The sequence below is a fragment of the Alicyclobacillus sacchari genome (genome assembly GCF_004366795.1).
Classification (GTDB): domain Bacteria; phylum Bacillota; class Bacilli; order Alicyclobacillales; family Alicyclobacillaceae; genus Alicyclobacillus; species Alicyclobacillus sacchari.
Genome location: NZ_SORF01000001.1, coordinates 378052 through 400199 on the forward strand (window position 1 = coordinate 378052; position 22148 = coordinate 400199).

A 22148-nucleotide genomic window follows, 5' to 3' on the forward strand; every position below is an offset into this window, starting at 1 on the left:
CAACAAAACTGCGTTTCTAGCCTAATTCGACAAGTTATTCAAAAATCCTGCCGCAAAAATCGATGACATTTGCTTTCTTTTTTTTTTGCTACGATAAACCGATGCCCACCAGTGAATGCCGTTTCATTTTGACCTTTTTTTGAGATACAATGTTGCTCATCATGAGTGTAGGTGCTATGCACCAGTTCACACCGCTGTCAGGAGCCTGAAACTTCAACACGTTTTCAATGCAAGCCAGTTATGCTGTGCAAGACTGAATTCACCCAAATAACATGAGAATCTCAGGAGTGTGAACCCTGATGTCAGGTACGTTAGAAGTCGGCTTGCGGCTGCCTTCCCGCGCCGTGAAACCCCGACTGAGCGGGTTGACCATCGTGATCGACAACGGTGTGCCGCTCCGCCACTTTGAAGATGTCATGGAAAGTGCCTCAGATTTGGTCGATCTCGTCAAATTCGGATGGGGAACGTCGCTTGTCACACCGCGGCTCGTCGAAAAGATCGCATGTTTACGCAGATTGGGCATCGATTACTTTTTTGGCGGAACGTTATTCGAAAAATTTTATGTGCAGAATCAACTTGAAGCCTATGAGGAGTTCTGTAAACGCCACGAATGCAACTACGTGGAAATTTCCAACGGTACCGTGCCTATGACCAATGCAGAGAAATGCGCTTGGATTACGCACTTCTCGGAACGCTTCCAAGTCCTGAGTGAAGTGGGCTACAAAGATGTCAACCAATCACTGATGCTTCCGCCCAACCGCTGGATTCAGTACATTCAAGAGGATTTCGCAGCAGGCGCCAGGTACGTCATCACCGAAGCCCGCGAGTCCGGTACCAGTGGCATTTGCCGCGAAAATGGCGAGTTGCGCTTTGGTCTCATTGAAGAAATTCTCGATGCCAACATCGAGATCGACAAACTTGTATTTGAAGCACCCAACAAGTCACTGCAGACGCACTTTATCGAGAAAGTTGGGAGCAATGTCAATCTCGCAAATGTTCCCTTTGCGGATATTATTCCACTCGAGACCTTGCGGCTTGGACTGCGATCCGACACCTTCATGTTGTTTGAAAACTGAATTCATGCCATTGAGGAGGACTTTACATGCGCGATCCCAACAACGTCTTTCACCTTGCCATCCCCGCTCGCGATCTCGATGAAACGTACGACTTCTACGTCACCAAGCTCGGGTGTAAGCTCGCACGCCGCTATGCGGATCGCATCACTCTTGATTTTTTTGGTGATCAGGTGGTTTGCCACCTCTCGGACCATTTCGATCGCGACGTAAACATGTATCCACGTCATTTTGGTATCACCTTTAGGGACAAGCGGCAATTTGACAATCTGTACAAACTGGCAAAACAGCGCGAACTTCCGTTCTTCCAGGATTTATCCAAGCGTTTCCAAGGCATGATTGAGGAACACGAAATGTTTTTCCTGCGCGATCCATCCAACAATCTACTGGAGTTCAAGTACTACTATGATGATCGCATGATGTACTGAACAGCAGGGCGTCGGCTGGGCTGACGCCCTATGACGCGTGCATCGACCGTGACCGTTGCATACGCGCCATCAGCAACAAACCTGTGCAAGCGAGCACGGGAATCACGATCCACCAAAGAATGACCATCGACGGCCAGACGTCATTGACGCTGATGACTTCCACAGAGGTGTGAAACGCCCAGAACCCAAACACCAGAATCCATGCCCCAACGGCTGGCACGATCGTTCGTGCATCTGCAGCTGGCCAAATACGCTGTAAGGCAGAACAGATGACATATAGATTGATGCCAATTTTAATCACAATAGTCGGCAACCACAGCCCGACAATCGGGAGATCAAAGCGATCGAGAAAGTCGGTGAGCCGAATCTCTCGCACCGCTTCGTACGCTGGGTACATGAAATGGCCGGCCAATGTGCTGCTGAGATTTAACTGGCAGATGATCAGGACAAACTCAAGAAACCCACAGGAAACCAATAAGGCGATGCAAGACTGCCGAAAAGTGTAATGCCGATTTGAAAACATGAGAGGCAAAATCATAATATTGCCGATGGGATCCAACGCATACCAAATGCCAATCATCGGACGAATCACGCCCTTTTCGAAAAACGGCTGCAAGTACTGCCAACTCAAGTCTGGAATTAAAAGTAGGCCAGCACACAGAGCAACGACAATAAACAGAGGTATGTACAATTCCGCCATGCGCCCGACGATTTCAATGCCACCTCGCACCATGAACACGCATGTAGCTACGATGAGCACCGCAATCAGGATGGCTGGCGTTCTAGGCAAAAATACGACGTTGACAAAATCAGTTCCAAGCCGCATATCCTTTGCCATATCGAGCGATAACACCAGCACATATCCTGCAACTAAACACTTTCCAAACCAGCCATACCTTTCGACAAAAAGTGTCAATAAGTCTTTGCCTGGATGAGCATGTAACGTGCGATTGACAAGCCAGAGTATTGCAAGCATGACAAGCGCACACACTGGAACCCCTATCCATGCATCTTGACGAGCTAAACGTAGAATTTGTCCAGGCCAGGTGACAAGTGTAGCCGAAAACACGTAACAGAGCCCGATAATTACGATTTGGCGAGACGACGTAATTTCCAAAACATTCACCCCGCAAATGAGAATTTGGGGAGCCACGCAAACGTCGTGTGTGTGAACATCAGGGTGTTGGAGAGCACCCACATGCCTGCTGCCGACAGCAGACAAACACTGTATATCACGCGCGTGACTCGATTGCTCTCTTTCCATTCGCGCCACTGCAGCAGTACTAAACCCGTTACCAAACCCACAGCCTGTGTCATCAATAAGATCACGACTGTAATTCCTCCTCTGGAACGCCGACGGGGGAAGTCGCATTCCCGCTATTTCGAATTTCCACTTGCGCATCAATGTGAACTGGGATGTTCGGATAAAAGTCGTCGCGCCAATTCTGCCTTACGCGATGCCAATACCGTGGATAGTTCCGGTATACTCGGTTACAGATACCGATGGGATCCGCATGGTATCGTTGGAGTTGTGCAACCCCTAAACGCATATCGTCGATGACTGCCTGACTTGCCTGCCGCTCGAGGCTCGGTAGGTTCTGACTACGCTCATACGTCAGATTTGACGTATTTTCGCTTAACTCCCCAGTCACACGCGCTTTGATCTCGCAAACCATGCGACCGTCCGGCATTGACTTGACCGTCGTTCGCACATGATAGCCAGTCACCATGACCGACACAAATCCGCTACCATTTGTGGCGCGTATTGTGATCATCGGGCGTCGATATTCGCCCATCGCCCATAACACACCGTCAGCTGCACGCCCCGACAGCATGGCGACCATCTTTTGCTTCTGGAATATGGCCACACCTGCCAGCTTTACGTTGGATTGTTCCTCACCCGCTTCCCCCGGTTTGGTCATCGTCCATGAAACCACTGGCATGATGGGATCCTGCCCTTCAGCCAGCAATGCTTCTGTCACACGTTTTACCGTTCGCGGATGGGTCATCGACTCATTGGCCAATTCACGCAAAAACTCAGCGGGCGTTTTTTCCATCGTCGCTTCTGCATTCAACAAATCTGCCGCAGGGCCCGAACTGACAAGAAGATACGTCGTCATACGGTTTTGTGGAATGCGACTCATGACGTCGATGGGAGACTCGATGTTTTGTTTAGCCAGATCTTCGCCGAAGAGGAATACGCGCATGTGTGAAAAGTATAATTGTCTCGACATGGCATTCTGCTGTTGCATATTCGCTGCTCGGAAGGTGTCTCCGGTCGCCGAATCGAGAAAGTAAGCCTTATTCCCACTCGATCCGCCGCCACCCCCCTTCTGCCCAACATCAGAGATCTTACCTGGTAATGGAATTTGCACCGTGACACGATACTTCTTGTCCTGCGTCAAATCAGCAGCCGTTGCTGTGACAAATGCAATGTCATTGATTTCACGTCTGTCCCAGCAGCCATTGGTCAATGGCACCAGCAGTAACGCACTGATGATGGTCGTCAATACCCTGACCTTCATCTGGCTCCCCCTCGCGAACCGGATGCCTTATCCGGCGTAGGCATCTGCCGTTCTCCCATGCGCTTGCGATTGTGATGTGCGACGGATGATGGGCGGAATACCATTTTCCACCACGGAGGTCTGAAGAAGAGATCTTTGACTTCCTTGCGCTTGTACGGAGCAAGTCCCGACAGGTAAGGAACGCCAAAGGAACGGAGCTTGCAAAGGTGAATCGTAATCCACATGACGCCGATGACAATGCCGAACATGCCGAGCACCGCCGCCAGGAGCATCATTGGAAAACGAAGCAAGCGGATAGCGATCGCGGCATTGTAACGCGGCAGCGTAAACGAAGCGATACCGGTGATCGCGACAATAATGACCATCGGCGCCGATACAATACCCGCTTCGACCGCAGCTTGCCCAATGACCAAAGCACCGAGGATACTGACCGCTTGTCCCACCGCCTTCGGTAACCGAATACCGGCCTCTCGCAGCGCTTCAAATGTGAGCTCCATAATCAACGCCTCAATAATGGCTGGAAACGGAATGCTCTCGCGCGCCGCGGCAACACTCATGACCAGACTTGTCGGCAACATGTCCTGGTGATATGTTGTCACGGCGATGTACATGGCTGGCAGGAAAAGAGCCAAAAATAGTGAAATATACCGAAGGACACGTACAAGGTAGACAAGAAAAAACCGTTCATAGTAATCTTCGCTCGCCTGCACAAATTGCCACCACGTAACGGGGGCAACGAGAACAAATGGCGTACCCTCAGTCAGGATGGCAAAGCGCCCTTCCAACAATTGTGCAGCAATGGTGTCCGGTCTCTCGGAATATTGAAACTGTGGAAATGGCGACATCGGTTGGTCTTCGATGAGCTCCTCGATGTAACCACTCTCCAGCACGCCATCTATTTCGATACTTCCAATGCGCCGTTTTGCTTCCGTGATCACCTTTGGATCAGCTAAATCTTCAATGTACACGAGCAAGACTTGCGTCTTGGTGTACTGGCCCAATGTAAAGGAAGACGCCTTGAGTTGTGGCGTCCGGATCTTATGCCGAAGCAATGCCATATTGGCTTCCAGATCTTCCGTAAACCCTTCGCGCGGGCCGCGGACTACCGATTCCGTTTCCGGTTCTGAGATACCGCGTCGTTCCTGCCCAGAAGTGGATAGCAAGAACGCCTGGGGCAGTCCGTCGACGAATAAGACAGCCCGCCCGCCAACAATCTCGTCAATGACCTGACAAAACGTGTCCGCCCGACCAACCTGCGCCAACACAATACCTTCATTACGTATCCTGTCAGACGCTAACCAGTTATTCACATGCCCATCAACGGGTGCAAAATCATACATGAGCGGACGAAGTGCTTCCTCACTTAGGTCAGTTGCGCTAACCATCCCTGTGAGATACAGAATACAAGCGTCCCTTGCATGCCCCACGCGCAAGGGACGAACCTGCAAATCTGCGCATTCGGAGAAAGCCTTTAGCATGATGGTCAAGTTCTCGTCCAAGTGATCCGAAACTGGGCTCTGCCAAGTCGATGAAGTTGGCTGTCCGCCCTGCACTCCCGCCGATGCAGACGTTTCAAACCCTGTTTCCCTGCGGTCAGGACCATGCTCTTGTTCGGCAGAGCGCCTTTTGCGTTTACGAATCAACACTCGTCCGTCCATTCGCCTTCCTCCATCCGCAGAATAACATTCCAATACGGCCATTATTTTATCCATAAGACATAACAAGAAGGGTTGTTCTGGACGCACATGCCCAAGAACAACCCTGATACCATTCATGTTTGTTTCGTGCAGGAAATCTCCCTAGTTATTATTAGTACCCAAACGGGCTCGTCGAGTTAAATGGGTCTGGCATCACACTGCCACCGCCCGACGAAAACGGGTTCTGCCCGGAACTTCCGGCCGATTGATTTTGGCTGGAAGCGCCCGACGCCGTCGTGTTTGGCGATTCCTCCGAACCGATTTTGACATGCAACGTCTTCTTCTGAATCCCACGGTATACGACGACCGGCACCGTTTCACCAGGTTTCAGCGTAAACAATTCCGTCCGCAGATCCGCAATGGATTGAATGGTCTTACCGTCGATGGAGATGATGACATCACCCGTTCGCAAACCGGCACTCTTCGCGTTGGCCGAATCGACACTTTCAACATACACACCATAATTGACCGGAATGTTCCCCGGCAAGTATCCGGACGGTATACTGGACAAGTCAATGCCCTCAATGCCGAGCGCCGGATGCAGGGCGTGACCTGTGCGGATGATTTGATCCGCAACATTGAGCACTTCGTTGGATGGAATCGCAAACCCCATGCCCTCGAAATCCTGCTCGACAATCTTACTGCTGTTGATGCCAATGACTTGTCCTGCAGCATTCAGCAGCGGCCCACCACTGTTGCCCGGATTGATGGCCGCGTCCGTCTGAATGACAGATTGGTAATCGAGTGTCGTATCCGAAGTCGGTTCCTCGACCGGCATCATGCGCTGGTCGCCGCTCACGATTCCGGACGTCACCGTGTCTGCAAAATCCAGTCCCATCGGCGTCCCGATTGCAATCGCGGGTTCACCGACTTGAATGTCGTCCGAATTGGCAAATTGCGCAGGCTGGATGCCTGGAAATGTCGATGCCGGTACTTTCAACACCGCGAGATCCGTGTACGGGTCCGTGCCTACCACTGTAGCCCGTACCTGCTTGTTTGTATTGAGGACGATTTCGACTTTCGATCCGCCCTGAACCACGTGGTTGTTCGTCACAATGTAAGCATTGTCGCCGTTCCGATAGAAGTAGACGCCCGACCCGATATCCGATTCCTGGGTCTGCGATTGCTGTGTAAAGAAGTCGCTGGTCGTCGTGTAATTGACGACTGCAACGACATCAGGTTCGACCTTTTTCACGACCTGTGTAATATCGTCATTTATATTGACGTTCACTGACATCGGCTTGGTCGCTGACGTGGTCGACGTCGGCAATGTAGGTCCCGACGCCAAGGATGTTTGGGAGTTTCGCACCACCGGCGTGATCGCAAGCGTCGCACCTGCGCCGACAAGCGCCGAGACGACCACGGTTGCGACCCACTTCCATGCGCCAGCAGACTCGCGAAAGAAACCGTTGCCTTGTCTCGAACGATAATAGCCCATTCCTGTTCACACCTTTCGTCGTCAAGTCAGCTTTGATGCCTTTAGTATGCATCGCAAACCTTGAAACCGTATCGAAAAGGTCAGGCCAAGAAGGCTTATGGTCATCGCCGCAACAACGCTGCAGCCGCAGCTTCGCCGCTGCGCACGGCTCCTTCAAGACAGGCCGGCCAGTCGGTACGCGTCCAATCGCCTGCCAACAGCAAGCCTGCAATCGGCGTCCTTGGGTATGGGCGCAGATGCCACGTACCTGGCTCCGCGAGAAACGTCGCTTTCGGCTGCCAAACCACTTTGCCAGTGAGAAGTTTCGCGTTGCGCACCTCTGGGCACGCTTTACAAAGGGCAGCGTGTACGCCGCTGATGATTTGCTCATGCGTCCAATCGCGGAATCGATCCGCAGCCGAGATGGAAACAGATAGCCAACGGCCAGCTTGCTCGGACTCCGGCAACAACCGGCCACGGTTAAACACGAACATGCCATCAAAATCGGTCGCCGCGAAGACATCCTCGTTCAAGACCACGCGGTCATAGTTAAGAAACACGTTCAGGATAGGACTCCATCGCAATTTCGCAATGCCTTGAAAGGGCTCTTGATCTGCCCAGCCTTCCGGAAGCATGCGAAGCAACGCGTCGTGCGGAACAGCAGAAATCACCTGTTCTGCCGCGATGAGTGAGCCATCGCGCAGATGGACGCCAGACACCTTGTTCGCTTCCAAGTGCAATTGTTCAACATAAGACGAGTAGCGTATGTTGACGCCTCGCGCAGCCAGATGTTGGACGGCGTCGCGAGCGAGATCGCCAAGGGGGCGTGTGAACAGCCCCAGCCGTGCCGGCTGCCAGCCCCGCATAAAACCCATGTGAAACGATTGGGCGGCCAACCCTGCACTAATTTGGTCGGCATGGCCATTTAAAATTGCCGTACCAACCAAATCCCATAACAAGCGTACGGTTGTATCGGCCTGCCCGGAGGTCTGAAGCCAGCTGGCAAAGCTTACGGCATCGAGTTTTTCCGCCTGCGGTCGCACAAAGGCGAGCGCACCAGCAATGGCCGACATGCGCTCGCTCGCCGAGAGGTGCCCATACGTCAACAACGCCGGCAACAAATGCAACGGCCCTGCCAGACGCCTGCTGGCGATTCGATACATCTTTCCGCCGTGGTAGACAGGGATGTCGAGCAAAGGCTGAAGCCGATACCCGCTTCGCACATGGAGACTCTGTAATAAACTCGCAAACCGATCACAACAGCCTAAGAGCACGTGCTGTCCATTGTCCAATGCGAGACCAGTTTCGCGATCAACAAAGGAAAACGCGCGCCCTCCTGGGTAGGGCGTGCGTTCCAGCAGTAAGATGCGCTTCGGCTCGATACCTTGTGATAGTAGGGCCTCGGCGGCCGCGATCCCTGCCCATCCCGCGCCGATGATGATTATACTGTCGCTGACGCGTTCCATAACACACCCCACACCAAGCGCAATTTACGTGAGCTGGATAACGCGATTCGGCCATCAAACACCTGAAATCGACTCTCTTCTATCTTCGTCAATAATTCACGATACATGAGAAACAGCATGCGCAAACAGCGAAGGCTGTCCTCTTCAACCAATGGAAACAACCCTTTGGCTTTCTCGTAGTACATCTTTGCCCGCTCGGCCTGCTCGTGCATCAACGCCAAAAAGCCAGGCGTGACGCGCTTTCGCCTTAAGTCGTCCATCGTGTAGCCGTGTTTGGCAAGCTCTTCTGTTGGCAAGTACACGCGATCGCGCTTCATGTCTTCGTCGAGATCGCGGAGAATGTTGGTCAACTGCAAAGCGCGCCCCATGTCCCGCGCCAAGGATAAAGCACTGGGATCGCGATAACCGAAAATGTGCACAGACATGATGCCGACCGTGCCCGCGACGTAGTCGCAATACTGTTCAAGCTCCTCCATCGTTTGCAGCCGAACTGCGTGCATGTCAATGCGCATGCCCTTGACCATGTCGCGAAACGGTTCAATAGGCAATTGAAACCGCCGCACGGTATCTCCCAATGCCATGACGATTGGATCGCCGGACGCAGCGTAATGATCGGCAAAGGCTTGCTCAGCCATGCGCTCCGCCCTTGCGAGATGCTCCTCGGCCTCGTCTCCTTCGTAATCGTCGACGGCATCGTCGCAAATGCGGCTCCAGGCATAAATGGCGTACATCGCGAGGCGCTTGTGCGCCGGCAAGAAACGCATCCCATAATAGAATGAACTTCCAGCCTGGCGCGTCAGCTTCGTACAGTGTTGATATGCCTGCTCCATGTTCATCCGGGAGCCACTCCTCGTTGCCCGACCCCGATCAAAGTACGCATGGCGATGTGCAGCTTCTGACCGCTTGTGATCACGGGTCGGCGCACAAACGGATCGTAGTTTTGGCGATGCAACGCCGCGAGAACAGCTTCACCGCCAAGCCGATAGAGTCGTAGCTGCATCGCGAGTCGCCGCGGCACCAGCGCCTCGAGGCGAGCACCCTGCCTGAACCAGTCTGCCGTTCGCTCCACCTCATACTTGATGCAAGCACGCACACCGTCCGTCATGCGAGCCGCGCGGATATCTTCCAAAGACGCTCCGAATGACTCCAAATCGGCCTTGGGCAAGTAAATTCTCCCGTTTTGGAGGTCGCGGTGAATATCTTGAAGGTGGTTCGCCACTTGCAAGGCTGTGCACGTATAATCGGACAATGTCGCACGCTCCTCGTCGCAGCAGCCAAAGACGCCGAGCACGAGACGGCCCACGGGATCCGCCGAGTAGCGGCAATAATCCCGCAGGTCGTCCCACGTCTCATAGGTTGCTTGGCGTTGATCCCGCCGGTTGGCTTCAATCAGGCGCAGAAATGGCTCGATGGGCAGCCCGCACACTTCAATCGTGTGTTGCAAGGCCCGAAATACTGGCGTCTGCGGCGTACCGCCGTACGCTCGCCGCAGTTCTTCCTCGTACGCGTCGAGAGCCGCCAGTCGATCTCCTTCCAACTCGTCACCGAGATCGTCCACGCCGCGACAAAATGCATAAATAGAACAAAAGTGCGGACGAAGCCCGCGCGGGACGAAGAGCGAGACGACGGAAAAGTTCTCGTAATGGCTGGCCGTCAAGCGCGCACACATCTCGAAATCGGCTCGCAAACCGACAGGTACCGACTGCATCGCCATTACCTCGTCAACCGGCCCAGCGCGTCTTTGTACCTACCTAGTACCATGACCGGAAAGATGTGTCGATAGAGCGTGTAACCAAGGTAAAAATCTCCAGGGAACCCTGTTCCAGTGTAATACGGCTCATCCCAACCGCCATCCGGCCGCTGGGTTCGCACGAGGTAGGCGACACCGCGCGAAACCGCATCAGATTGTACGCGCCCACCGGCTATCAAAGCAAGGAGCGCCCAAGCAGTCTGTGAAGGTGTGCTTGGCCCTACTCCGGCAAAGCGCTCGTCCACATAAGATCGGCAATCCTCACCCCAGCCGCCGTCTTCGTTCTGGTGTGCGACAAGCCAGTCGAGCGCCTTCTGCACAAATGGCTCCTTCATATCGACACCGACCGATTTTAAGGCTGGCACCACAGCACCAATGCCATAGATGTAGTTAACACCCCAGCGCCCATACCACGAACCATCGGGCTTTTGTTCGCGCTTCAGGTAGTTTACCGCCCGCGTAACCACCTTCCACGCCTCGTCATAGCCAAAACTGCCGAAGCATTCCAAGACGTGTGCGGTAACGTCTTCGGAAGGCGGATCGATCACCTCACCGAAGTCGCAGAATGGAATGCGATTCGGAAGTTCCTTGTTGTTATCGACGTCGTAAGCGCCCCAACCGCCGTTCGAACTTTGCATCGCCGTGAGCCAACGGAAGCCTGCCGTCATCGCATCGCGCCGCTCTGCCTCGTTCGGCAATTTCAGGCTATTGAGTGCCCAAACGACAACCGCCGTATCGTCGACATCGGGATAATGTGGATTGTGAAACTGGAATGCCCATCCACCCGGCTTGGCGTTTGACCGCCGCACAGCCCAGTCGCCCTTCGTGGTGATGCGATGGTCCAGAAGCCATTGTCCCGCCTTGATCAGATTAGGCTCGTCTGGCGCCAAACCGGCTGCACGCAGTGCGAGAATCGAGAGGCCGGTATCCCACACAGGCGAAATGGACGCTTGGAACATCCAGCCACCGTATTCCAAGTCGATGCCATACAGGTCGAGTCCCTCCCATCCTTTGATAAACGCGGGATGGTTGGTCATATTCATGACTTTAAGCGCAAGCAACGCGTAAAACCAGGGCGGTTGAATGCCACCCCAACTACCATCGCCTGCCTGATGTTCAATCAACCAATCGATCGCGCGTTGCTCGGCGGCCTTGCGGAACGGGTGGAACGACCCATTCTGATAACCTTGCAACAACTTGTCGATGGCTAAAAAGAGGCCTGAATTGCCACCCTTGGCCGCACGCCGACGCGGAGGCACGTTGGTCTTAAACAACTCGGGCACTTTGGCATGCGCTGGCAACGGGAACACCGCACGGCGGCTCATCACGATCGTGAGTGCGACGATCGTCGGCCGCGCCCACGAACCGAAGTCGTAAATATTGAGCGGCATATTTTTGCCCAAGAACATGATCTCGGGTGGGACAACCGGCAATTTGTTCCACGGATACTCGCCCACCAAGGCCAACCACAAGCGCGTAAATACGCGTGCTGATTCAACCCCACCCTGACTTTGAATAAATGTCGACGCCTTGCGCATGCGTTCATCGTCAGGGGCTAAACCGATGTATTTCAGAGCAACGTAGGCCTCGATAGTCGTGTCGAGGTCTTGCGGACCACCCGGATATTGCGCCCATGTGCCATCCGCTCGCTGCTCGTGCAAAAGATATGTCTTAATCTTCTCCAGACGCTCGTTGTCCACCTTGCCCAGACAGTGACATAGAAGCACGTATTCTGCCTCCATGGTTACGTTGCTGAGCAGAGGTCCCCACCAGTATCCTTCTTCGTGCTGGCGGCTCAACAGATACTCGACACCGTTGTCGAGCGTCTGCATATAAGCTGGAACTTCCGCTAGTTGCTTGGTCATCCCGATAACCCCCTTACACGTCAGTTCTGTCATTTCGATACGGGTGCCATACCTGCTTCGCGAAACCATGTGATCGCTCGAAGCAAGGCATCTTCAACGGACGACTGCGGCATGCCAAGCTCCTGTACCGCTTTCGTTGCGTCAAAATACATCGGTTCGCGCGCCAGTTTGACCCCATCCACCGGTGCCCGCGGCGTGTGATGCAACAACCGCGACAGCAGGTAATCGTCCACAATGGCCACCGACATGGCGACCCAGAACGGAATCTTCGTCCGCGGTGGACGCCTCCCGGCCAGCCGCGCCACCGTGCCAACGAGATCGCCAAAGTGCATGTTGCGATTGCCGAGAATATAGCGCTCCCCGCGCCGTCCGCGCGCGTAGGCAAGGAGATGCCCGAGCGCGACATCCTCTACCGCAACCAAATTGAGCCCGGTTTCCACGTATGCAGGCATCCGTCCGAGCATCGTATTAAGGACAATTCGCCCCGTCGGCGTCGGCTTGACGTCATAGGGTCCGACGGGTGTCGACGGATTGACGATCACGATGTCCATACCAGCTTTCGCTGCATCTATGGCAAGGCGCTCGGCCAAGACTTTCGTTTTTTTGTACGTGCTATAGACCTTATCCGGGTCGTTGAAGCCATCCGCTTCTGTCGCCGGCTTCCCGTCGTGCCGCAGCTTCACTGCCGCCGTCGAACTGGTGTAGACAAGCCGCGGTCCACCCGCGTGGCGCACCGCCTCAATGAGCCGACGCGTTCCTTCGACGTTCGCCGCGTACATCAGCGCATCGTCCCGGCGGTCGAGCGAGTAGTGCGCAGCCACATGAAAGACAGCATCACAGCCGCGAACCGCCGCCTCGATCCCCGCGCCAGTCGCGAGATCGCCAACGCAAACGTCTGCGCCGAGCGCCAAGAGTGCTTGCGCCCGCATCGGATCGCGCACGAGTGCCCGCACCTGATGCCCTTGATCGCGCAAAGCCGCGACGACATGGTAGCCGACGAACCCAGTGCCTCCTGTCACCAGCGCAAGCACGCCAGTTCCCTCCCAATCTGCTGCAAAATCCGACGCGCGCGCAGGGCATGAAACGGCAAGCGCAAGGCATGGCCCCACGTCCCAGGGCGCCAGGACGGCAGTTGGTCGAACGCAGTGTCGAGCACGACGCGAATGGCGTAAAACGGAATTCCCTGCAATCGCGCCGCCTGTGCCCAGGCAAACGTCTCCTGATCCACCCAACGAGTTCCCGCACGGAGTGCTAGTTCGCGCTTGTCCGCAGGCGATGCAGCGACGCGTTCGACCGAAGCGATGCCGTGGTCAGCCTGCACGCCTACCCCAGTTTTGCGTGCGGCCTCCAGCACTGCGCCCATCAAAGGTTCCGGCAAAGGCGCAATCGGTTCGACGCTGCCAGCATCGGAAACCGCCGTTTGTGGTAACGCAATTTCGCCGCGCCGCACATCTGCACAAAGCGCCCCGCACACGCCCACCCCGAGCACCAACGATGGGCGAGATACCGCAAATGTCCGCTCTGCCGTCGCACGGCCGCGCGCCGGTCCCACTCCGGTTGCGATCACGCCCCATTCCGGGGCGGATCGCAAAGAACGAAGGGCATTTGCCTCAAACGTCAGCGCGGTCAAAACGAGTCTTGCAACCATCTTTGATTACGATGCGAAGAACCAACGCACGAGCTTCCACGTATCCGCCGGCGACACGGCCTTGACCGCAGACATCTCGTAACCGCTGTGCATCATGCAACTCGCGCAACGCGGGTTTTCGCCATACCCAAACTCATCCCAATTCGTCTTTTCCATCATCTCTTGGAACGAATCATAGTGATCGTCCGTCAATAGATAGCAGGGGCCTTTCCAGCCTTTTGGGTTGCGGTTCGGCATCGCCCACGGCGTGCAACGCAAATCTTTTTTACCTGTCAGGAAGTCAAAGTAAACGGGCGTGTCGTAGAAGCGGATTTTGTCGCCAGCGTGTTCGAGGATTTCCGAAACTAGTTGATTGACCTCTTTGCGGTGAAGGAAGATGTCACTGTGTGCGGAATCCACCTCTTCATAGGTGAACGCAGGCGACACAATGCAATTGTCGACGCCAAGATCCATCAGCTCTTGGAGCAATTCTGCGGTATCCTTGGCGCTTGCTCCCTTGTACAAGGTCGTATTGGTCGCAACGCGGAACCCTCGCTCCTTGGCCGCTTTGATGCCTTTGATCACGATATCAAACACGCCCGCCCTCTCGACCATACGGTCATGGTGCTCGCGTTTGCCATCCAAGTGAAACACGAACGTGAAGTTCGGATGCGGCTTCAGCTTGTCGAGGACGCGGTGCAGCAAAATGCCGTTTGTGCAGAGCATGACGAGTTTTCTGCGCGCCAGCATGCCGTTCACGATATCGACAATCTCCGGGTGAACAAGCGGTTCACCGCCGGCTATCGAAACCGCGGGTGCGCCGCACTCCTCGATCGCCTTGAAGCAGTCCTCCGCCGTCAAGCGGAGTTTCAGCACCTCTTCACTTTGCCTGATTTTCCCGCAACCCGTGCACGTCAGGTTGCAAAGTTCTGTCGGCTCCAGCATCAACACCATCGGGTAACGTTTGACGCCCTTGACCTTGTTCTTCGCAAGGTACTTGACCATATCGACCGTCGCCGACAATGACTGTCTTGCCATCCCAATCCCCTCCTAGTCAATCCGCTTCGACGAATGAGAAGATAGAAATCAATCGGTCTGAGGGAACAATATCCCACATCCGGGGTCAGAAGCAAATTCCCGGAAACTACACCTCGCCTGCGCCACGTATCCCGCCGCCCCGCTGCAAGCTCTCCAAGTAAAAGTTCCTGCCCCGCGCCAGGAGCCATTCGCGCAGTCTTCCCATGACGACAACTGGCTTCTTCCTCAAGTCCGCCCAGGTTCGGCACCCAGTCAAGACGAGCAATGTACGCAGCTCGGCATGCAACTCTTCCAAATAGCGATCCAGTGCCGCCTCACCATCTGGCTGCCCCAGCAGACGCACAAGCGGACCGGCGATCCCTACCGCCTTGGCCCCCATCGCCATCGCTTTGACGATTTCGTCAGCCGTACGCATCCCACCTGAAGCAAAGATGTCCGCGCGATTGCCCACAGCGTCGATCACTTCTGCAAGCGAGGCAGCCGTGGATAGCCCCCAGTTTTGCCAAGACTCGGCGAGTTGCAGGCCGCGGCGCCAAGCCTCGACCGCGATAAAATTCGTTCCGCCGCGGCCGCCGACATCAATCCCTCGCACGCCGCACTCCACAAACTGAACAGCTTGCTCGGCCGCAATCCCCTGACCGACTTCCTTCGCAATCACCGGCACGCCTACGCGCTGCACCACGTCCTCGAGCTTGGCGAGCGCACCGCGAAAGTCGCGGTCTCCCTCAGCCATGAACATCTCCTGAGCGACATTCCAATGCACCTGCAAAAGCTGTGCACCGACGATGTCGATAGCCGCTTTCGCGGTTTCCGCATCCGTGCCCATGCCGACGTTCGCGATCACGACACCATCCGGATGCATCTCGCGCACAACGCTGTACGTGTACGCAACTTCGGGCGAACGCACACCCGCAGTGCCAGAGCCCAAGGCGATAGCCAGCCCATGCCGACGCGCAGCCGCGGCGAGGCTGCGGTTAATGGCATAGACCTCGTCTGCACCGCCAGTCATTGCATTGATGACAATGGGAGACGGAAGCGTCACACCGCACACTTCGGTCGCGATGGATATCTCGTCCACCGCCAGCTCCGGTGCACAGCACGGAACGAGAGATACGTCCTCGAACCAGTTGGTGCTCGCCGGGTGATCGCCGAGCGCGCGCACCGCAGCGACGTGCTCGACCTTGCGGCGCTGCCGCAGATCTCCAACCACCTTCGCCATGTTCCGTCTCCTTCTTTCTGTCGCCAACAGGGGCGCAGCCGTGCTTACGTCCCTACTTTGTCCAATATATGCGTCGACTTCCCTTTATGACCTAAAAGCTGCAATGCATCCTGCACAATACCCTCGGCATCCAGTCCCAACCTGTGCAACACTTCGTCGCGCCCACCGTGCTCCACGAAGGTATCGGGCACACCTTTGCGACGTATGGGGAGGACAAGCCCGTGATCGAGCAATAATTCGGCCACCGCCGAGCCGGCGCCACCCGCCAAGGCCGCTTCCTCGACCGTTAAGATTGGCCTTCCCGTCTTGCCCAGCTGCACAATCAGTTCCTCATCGAGAGGTTTGACAAACCGGAGGTTGACGACCGTCGATTCGATTTGATAATCAGCGGCAAGCGTCTGGGCGGCCTTCATCGCCGGATTAACCATCGAACCGAGTGCAATGATGGTCAAATCCGCGCCCTCGCGAAGTACTTCCGACTTCCCCCAAGGCAAGGCCTGAAGCGGCTCGTCAAGCGCTACGCCCAATCCATCCGCGCGCGGATAGCGAACGGCTGCAGGTCCATCGTGCTGGCTGGCTGTATAGAGCATATGCCGGAGCTCGTTTTCATCCTTTGGCATCATCACCGCCATGTTCGGCACCGCGCGCAGATATGCGACATCGAATACACCCTGATGCGTCTCGCCGTCGGGACCGACAATGCCCGCGCGATCGACCGCAAGCAGAACAGGCAAGTTTTGTATGCAGATATCGTGGATGGTTTGATCGTACGCGCGCTGCAGGAAGGTGGAGTACACCGCAAAGATCGGACGCTTGCCGGCAGCCGCCAAACCTGCGCAAAACGTACCGGCATGTTGTTCGGCTATGCCCACGTCAAACGTACGCGTCGGGAACTCCTTCTGGAATTTTGTCAATCCACTGCCCGAGAGCATCGCCGGAGTCACGACGACAATGCGCTCGTCCCGCCGGGCCATCTCCGCGACCGTCGCGGCGAACACATTCGTATACGACGGAGGCTGGTTGCCCTTCACAGCGCTCGGCCACGCATGCCATTTGTCTTCCGAACTCTCCGCCTGTGGATACCCCTTGCCTTTTTGTGTAAGCGTATGAATGAGGACAGGGCCGCGAATGTCCTTCGCGCGCTCAAAAACAGAAATTAATTGAGGCAAGTCGTGTCCGTCGATGGGTCCGATATACTTAAAGCCGAACCCTTCAAAAGGCGTGATCGGCAACAGCATGTGGCGTGCAGCGTCCTTGGCTCTATCCAGGACCTTCGTCACTTTCGCCCCAACACCGCTCAACTGGCGGAGAATGTGGTCAATATCCGCCTTAGCTTTGGCATAACTCGGATCCGTACGCAAGCGCGTCAGGTACTTGGAAACCGCCCCAACATTATTCGAAATGGACATCTCGTTGTCATTGAGGACGACAATCAAGTCGAGCCCGAGATCGCCCGCATGATTCATCGCCTCCAGGGCCATACCGCCCGTAAGTGCACCATCGCCGATCACGGCAATCACGTGATGATTTTCCCGGCGAAGATCGCGGGCAACGGCCATGCCTACGGCCGCCGAGATGCTGGTGCTGGAGTGGCCTGCACCGAAAGCATCGTGCGGACTCTCACTCCGCTTCAAAAAGCCAGCAAGACCGCCCAGCTTGCGCAAGGTCGGAAACATATCTTTGCGGCCGGTCAAGATTTTGTGCACGTATCCCTGATGGCCGACGTCCCACAAAATCTTATCGCGAGGGCTGTCGAACACTCGGTGCAGAGCCAAGGTCAATTCAACCACGCCCATATTCGCGCCGAAGTGGCCGCCCGTCCTCGAGATGGACGACACCAGGAAATCACGGATTTCCTGAGCCAGTGTCACTAGTTGCGACTCCGTCAGTTGCTTCAAATCTTTTGGGTCTTGAATCGAATCCAGTAACGTAATCAACACCTCGATTGCACCAGAGTGTACAACAGACAACAAGCCGCAATGGGCCTTCCTGTGCACGCGGCGATCCGGTCTTCGAGGCTCCACCCCCCAATGCAAAGTTGGTCGAAGGAAAAATGACAAATCATAAAATTTCTCAACTTGAAGCGTACCAAATTTTGAGGTGCGCCTGCAATCGTACAGCTAAATTTTTCGTGTACCTGAACAATCGAGTTTGGCAGATTTCGAATCATCGACCACTCTTGTATGTCATCCACGAATCCGAAACGCAAAATAAAACAAGAAAGGCCCACGCTGTCTTGTATGTGATGTACTATACAAATATGCGGCCGATCGAGCAGCGGAGCCTTGACGCTTATCGAAACAGACCAACAATGGCCCATCCTCCATAGGCGATGATAAATGTGGAGCTTATCATGCCAATGAGGATGCTGGTTACCACCAAGGCCGTGTTCCATCTCAGTAAATAGCCAATCGCCATACACACGTATGCCCCTAAGATGGGACACAGAGGAATGAGAATCCAGACACCATAGCGACCGTACTTCTGGGATAGACGCTCGGCCTTCTGTAATCGCTTGCGCGCCCACTTCCACCTGTGCACGATCTCGCCGAAGGCAAACATCATAATCGGCAATGAGATGAGGTTGGCAAGAATGGAAATCACGGCACCCGTGAACGGTTGAAAACCCAACGGTATACTGGCTGCTGCAGCCGGCTGCGCTTCCAGTACGATCGAGGTGCCAATCAGGGACAACGTCGGCACGACTTTCCCCTGACTGATCCCAACCCCTAGCGCGGCGGCAAAAAACACAAAGGCCACGGCAACGCCATACATGAGTCCGCGTACAAACGCCGAACGGACTGCAGTTGGACCCATTTGCCGTCCCATGGACATTCCCCCATTTCCGTCACCAATATTGTACCATTTGCTAACGGCGATTTCGCTTGCCACCTGTCATCATCCAACCGCAAGATGCAACCTGTGCAGACAATCGCTGTTATGAGAATGCACACAAGAGGCATGGATTATCATTCGATCATCAAGTTGTTGGCTGTGTCGATGCAGGTGGGGCACTCCAGATCGAGCCGTCGAACGACGTGTGCACGCCGATTTCGTTGAGGAGATTCACGAAGTCGTTCACGCAGACATATAGGGCTTTGCACCCCGTATCGGGATCGATTGCGGTTTCTGTTAAAGCATTTCCGATGATCGTTCCGTTCACTGCAAAATGGACCATGCCCTCGATTGGAACCTGTTGCGAGACGGTGGCAACCGCAGGTGCATGAATCACGACGTTCAAACCATGTATACGACTTGAGACTCCAATGGCATTCATCCAGACGATCGCGCTTTGTAAAGGAACAAAGACAGCCTTGCCGATTCTTTGTGCCGGCATCGTGGTCGACAGAGCGCCCGCAACCACGGATATACGGTTTGCTGACGGCAATACGTTCACGATCATGACGGCGTGGTAAACATCGTCAATCGGGCTTGCGAATCGATAGACCCCAGCTTCGTCAAATGTGAGCGAATAGCTGCTACCACTCGTCAAGACGTTTGAGCTGACATTCCCTATGCCGTCGAACGAATGGCTGCCGCTCGCCGTCGGAACCATGAGGCTCGAAACGGCATCCGGTGTGTTCGTCGCCTCATATGTGACCGCATGTACACCATGTACACCAACTTCCCTCCAGGCAACCGAATCGCCAACATGAATGGTCAAGGATGCAGGCACATATCCCGCATACGCGTAAGCAGGCGCGGTCACGGAACATGCCGCCACCGATTGTCGTTCTGCGTTCAACACGACAAACTCCCAAACGCCCTGCGGAACACCAGCGGATCGAACCGTTCCCTGGAATACAGCCCGCCCCTGCGCATCCGCGGTGGCCCATAACGTGGATACTCCCGGCACCGACGGACCTGCCACACCTGCGTAGCGCAACTCGCCTACGTATCGGTCTCCAGCACGCCCCCCCGCAAGCTGGACCAAGATGGCATACGTCCCGTTTGGATCGTTCGCATTTGGCTGTGGCGTCAGTGTGACACTTCCGTGGATGGCGCTTCCAGCGAGCGGCTCGAGTGCCGTTTGCACACCGTCAGCATCAGGCAGATCGACGTCCTCAATGTACGTTCGCGTGCCGTTCGCGTTGTCCATCACCTTGGCCCGAACCTTTGCCAACGCCTGTTCCCCTGCAGCCAAATCCACTTCCGCCTCATGCGCCGCCACAGAGTTGTACGAAGATGCATCAAAGGGATACGGCGATCCGGCCGCTTGGACGATCACGACCCCTTCCATCCCCGGGTGCACCGGATCAAAGTAGACATACGTCCCCGGTTTCACGAACGTCAAGCGATACGGAACGGTCGTCAGTACCCCGGATGCCACCGCGTGCGAACCATCGTATACATCGCCGCCAAAGGCATGCAACGAGCTCGTCCACGGTGGGGGCATAAGCTTGCCGACTGGAGGTAGGTAAATGGATTGGCCGACACCTGAAAAGGACACGCTGTCTCCGGCGTCGATGGTGATGCTATTCGGTAAAAAGGCGGCGGCAAAGACCCCGTCGGCCGCTTGCACGCCTGCCTGCACGGTCCAATTGACGGGAAGCGGCGAGTTGATGGCGGCAAAGGCAAGCGGTGCTGGAGACATGAGCATGAGTATCCCTAATGCGATCGCGGTGATACGACGAACCCTAGATCCACTTTGCAAACGCTTACACCCCCGTACTACGGCTGCTTACCGGAAGCTTACCACGCATTTGTCTATTTGAATATTGTAATAAACCGCCTGTCAACAAGATGGGTTTGGCTTTTCAATTCGATTTCAACATAATGTTCGTATGATACAAGCAACGAAATGCGAGAAAAAAGGGGGACTGTGCTTGGCGCGGCGGTATTTGCATGAGATTGACCTCATGCGCGCATTTGTCATCCTAGGCGTGTTATCCGTGCATACGACATCGTTTTTTAATGTTCTTAACAACAATATGACTCCCGGCTTCCTGACACTGGGCGCGCTCATTACCAGCATGCACTACACGCGCGAGACGTTTATGTTCGTCACCGGCCTGGTATTGTTCATCACGTATTATCGCAACCCATTCCATCCACTGGTGTTTTGGCGAAAGCGTTTTTTGCTTATCACCATTCCCTATATCATATGGACACTTGCGTATATCGCTTTCGTCGGATGGTTAACACCCGGTTTCAATTGGTCTTGGTCAATCCTTTGGCCCGCCATCGTGCACAATGTACTAACCGGAAACATGTACTTTCTCTATTTCCTTGTCGTATCCATGCAACTCTATATCGTATTCCCCCTTCTTTTGTTCATGCTGAGAACATGGGAGAAGTATCACATTCATATTCTTGTCGCAAGCTTTGTCTTGCAAATCTGTTTGATGTGGATAAATAAATACGCACTTGGAACTGTCAACGTGGCCCACCTGCCAAAGGTACTCTATGACTTGTACGAATATCGCGATCGCAACATCGTCATGTATCAATTCTGGTTCGTTGCGGGCGGCATTTTGGCTTGCCACTATGACCGCGTGGCAGCGTTTGTCTGCCAGCATCGCCGTGCGCTTTTCATCTCCTTGGGCGTTGGCGTTTGTCTTGTTTGGAGTTATTACTTTTTGGAACGCTTGGTCGTCGGCGAAAGTGAAGGTTCGGCAGAACTTGTTCTACAACCGATTATGGTTCCGTACAGCCTTCTGGTAACCATGGTCTATTGGTATGCAGGCCTATCTTGGGCCAAGCGCATGGATCGCCCCGGATGGCGGCCGTTCAGCAAATTCATTCAGGTTGCGGGAAACACTTCGTTTGGCATCTACTTGGCTCAACCGTTTCCCCTGTACCTCATGGAACTCACGGTCAACCACATCGACGGCGTGGGTATTCCAACGTGGCTTCACTACGCCTTGTTGCCTGTGTCCATTTTGTTTGTCTACTTTTCGTCCATGCTCATTTCGTACATTCTTGGGAAAATACCGCTCCTAACGTACACCGTCGGCAGGCGTACGCAGTGGCGCCGCCATAAACAGCAAGCTGTCCAGCGCGCGGCGTAACATACGAGCATCGGGCCCGTGTTCCGGGCCCG

The 22148-nt window shown here is 54.8% G+C and carries 19 protein-coding genes; 3 read left to right on the top strand and 16 right to left on the bottom strand.

Annotated elements, in window-relative coordinates; all coding sequences use genetic code 11:
* The first annotated feature begins 299 nt into the window (after nucleotides 1-299).
* The gene (locus C7445_RS01790; RefSeq protein ID WP_134158314.1) at nucleotides 300-1076 is read left to right on the top strand and encodes a phosphosulfolactate synthase; all 777 of its coding nucleotides are present in this window, start codon (nucleotides 300-302) and stop codon (nucleotides 1074-1076) included.
* Nucleotides 1077-1102: 26 nt separating this feature from the next.
* Nucleotides 1103-1501, top strand: coding sequence for a VOC family protein (locus C7445_RS01795; RefSeq protein WP_134158315.1), 399 nt, complete (start codon nucleotides 1103-1105; stop codon nucleotides 1499-1501).
* A 28-nt stretch (nucleotides 1502-1529) separates the two neighbouring features.
* Here the strand turns inward: C7445_RS01795 and C7445_RS01800 are convergent, their stop codons facing one another.
* The 16 genes from C7445_RS01800 to C7445_RS01875 all read right to left on the bottom strand — a co-directional run bounded on the left by C7445_RS01800 (nucleotide 1530) and on the right by C7445_RS01875 (nucleotide 20759).
* Nucleotides 1530-2618: a GerAB/ArcD/ProY family transporter gene (locus C7445_RS01800; protein WP_134158316.1), complete on the bottom strand. Its 1089-nt coding sequence runs from the start codon at nucleotides 2616-2618 to the stop codon at nucleotides 1530-1532.
* A 5-nt stretch (nucleotides 2619-2623) separates the two neighbouring features.
* Nucleotides 2624-2830, bottom strand: a complete 207-nt coding sequence (locus C7445_RS01805) for a hypothetical protein (RefSeq protein WP_243834873.1) — start codon at nucleotides 2828-2830, stop codon at nucleotides 2624-2626.
* Nucleotides 2827-4026 carry a Ger(x)C family spore germination protein gene (locus C7445_RS01810; protein ID WP_134158317.1) on the bottom strand — a complete coding sequence of 400 codons (1200 nt, stop codon included), beginning with the start codon at nucleotides 4024-4026 and terminating at the stop codon, nucleotides 2827-2829. The genes C7445_RS01805 and C7445_RS01810 overlap by 4 nt, the downstream gene beginning before the upstream one ends.
* Nucleotides 4023-5684 (bottom strand): spore germination protein, encoded by a 1662-nt coding sequence (locus C7445_RS01815; RefSeq protein WP_243834874.1) that lies wholly within the window; start codon nucleotides 5682-5684, stop codon nucleotides 4023-4025. The genes C7445_RS01810 and C7445_RS01815 overlap by 4 nt, the downstream gene beginning before the upstream one ends.
* A gap of 151 nt (nucleotides 5685-5835) precedes the next feature.
* Entirely contained in the window at nucleotides 5836-7161 is a 1326-nt protein-coding gene (locus C7445_RS01820) for a S1C family serine protease (RefSeq protein WP_134158318.1), read from the bottom strand.
* A gap of 101 nt (nucleotides 7162-7262) precedes the next feature.
* Nucleotides 7263-8606 carry a hydroxysqualene dehydroxylase HpnE gene (gene hpnE / locus C7445_RS01825; RefSeq protein ID WP_134158319.1) on the bottom strand — a complete coding sequence of 448 codons (1344 nt, stop codon included), beginning with the start codon at nucleotides 8604-8606 and terminating at the stop codon, nucleotides 7263-7265.
* Nucleotides 8582-9442, bottom strand: a complete 861-nt coding sequence (locus tag C7445_RS01830; protein ID WP_134158320.1) for a phytoene/squalene synthase family protein — start codon at nucleotides 9440-9442, stop codon at nucleotides 8582-8584. Before C7445_RS01830 ends, hpnE begins: the two co-directional genes overlap by 25 nt.
* Nucleotides 9439-10314: a squalene synthase HpnC gene (hpnC, locus tag C7445_RS01835; RefSeq protein WP_134158321.1), complete on the bottom strand. Its 876-nt coding sequence runs from the start codon at nucleotides 10312-10314 to the stop codon at nucleotides 9439-9441. The genes C7445_RS01830 and hpnC overlap by 4 nt, the downstream gene beginning before the upstream one ends.
* A gap of 5 nt (nucleotides 10315-10319) precedes the next feature.
* Nucleotides 10320-12221 (bottom strand): squalene--hopene cyclase, encoded by a 1902-nt coding sequence (shc, locus tag C7445_RS01840; RefSeq protein WP_134158322.1) that lies wholly within the window; start codon nucleotides 12219-12221, stop codon nucleotides 10320-10322.
* A 29-nt stretch (nucleotides 12222-12250) separates the two neighbouring features.
* Nucleotides 12251-13252 carry a hopanoid-associated sugar epimerase gene (gene hpnA, locus C7445_RS01845; RefSeq protein WP_134158323.1) on the bottom strand — a complete coding sequence of 334 codons (1002 nt, stop codon included), beginning with the start codon at nucleotides 13250-13252 and terminating at the stop codon, nucleotides 12251-12253.
* Complete coding sequence (locus C7445_RS01850; RefSeq protein ID WP_134158324.1) at nucleotides 13237-13869, bottom strand: phosphorylase family protein; 633 nt, start codon at nucleotides 13867-13869, stop codon at nucleotides 13237-13239. The genes hpnA and C7445_RS01850 overlap by 16 nt, the downstream gene beginning before the upstream one ends.
* Nucleotides 13870-13875: 6 nt before the next feature.
* Nucleotides 13876-14886 carry an adenosyl-hopene transferase HpnH gene (gene hpnH, locus C7445_RS01855; protein ID WP_134158325.1) on the bottom strand — a complete coding sequence of 337 codons (1011 nt, stop codon included), beginning with the start codon at nucleotides 14884-14886 and terminating at the stop codon, nucleotides 13876-13878.
* Nucleotides 14887-14992: 106 nt separating this feature from the next.
* Nucleotides 14993-16105, bottom strand: coding sequence for a type 2 isopentenyl-diphosphate Delta-isomerase (gene fni / locus C7445_RS01860; RefSeq protein ID WP_208320805.1), 1113 nt, complete (start codon nucleotides 16103-16105; stop codon nucleotides 14993-14995).
* A gap of 44 nt (nucleotides 16106-16149) precedes the next feature.
* Nucleotides 16150-18045: a 1-deoxy-D-xylulose-5-phosphate synthase gene (dxs, locus tag C7445_RS01865; RefSeq protein WP_134158326.1), complete on the bottom strand. Its 1896-nt coding sequence runs from the start codon at nucleotides 18043-18045 to the stop codon at nucleotides 16150-16152.
* 352 nt (nucleotides 18046-18397) lie between these two features.
* Nucleotides 18398-18997 carry a small multi-drug export protein gene (locus C7445_RS01870; RefSeq protein WP_243834875.1) on the bottom strand — a complete coding sequence of 200 codons (600 nt, stop codon included), beginning with the start codon at nucleotides 18995-18997 and terminating at the stop codon, nucleotides 18398-18400.
* Nucleotides 18998-19085: 88 nt separating this feature from the next.
* A complete protein-coding gene (locus C7445_RS01875; protein ID WP_134158327.1) occupies nucleotides 19086-20759 on the bottom strand; it encodes a cupredoxin domain-containing protein in 1674 nt (557 codons plus the stop codon).
* 172 nt (nucleotides 20760-20931) lie between these two features.
* Here C7445_RS01875 and C7445_RS01880 point away from each other — a divergent pair, with 172 nt between their 5' ends.
* Complete coding sequence (locus C7445_RS01880) at nucleotides 20932-22116, top strand: acyltransferase (RefSeq protein WP_134158328.1); 1185 nt, start codon at nucleotides 20932-20934, stop codon at nucleotides 22114-22116.
* The last annotated feature ends 32 nt before the right edge of the window (nucleotides 22117-22148 follow it).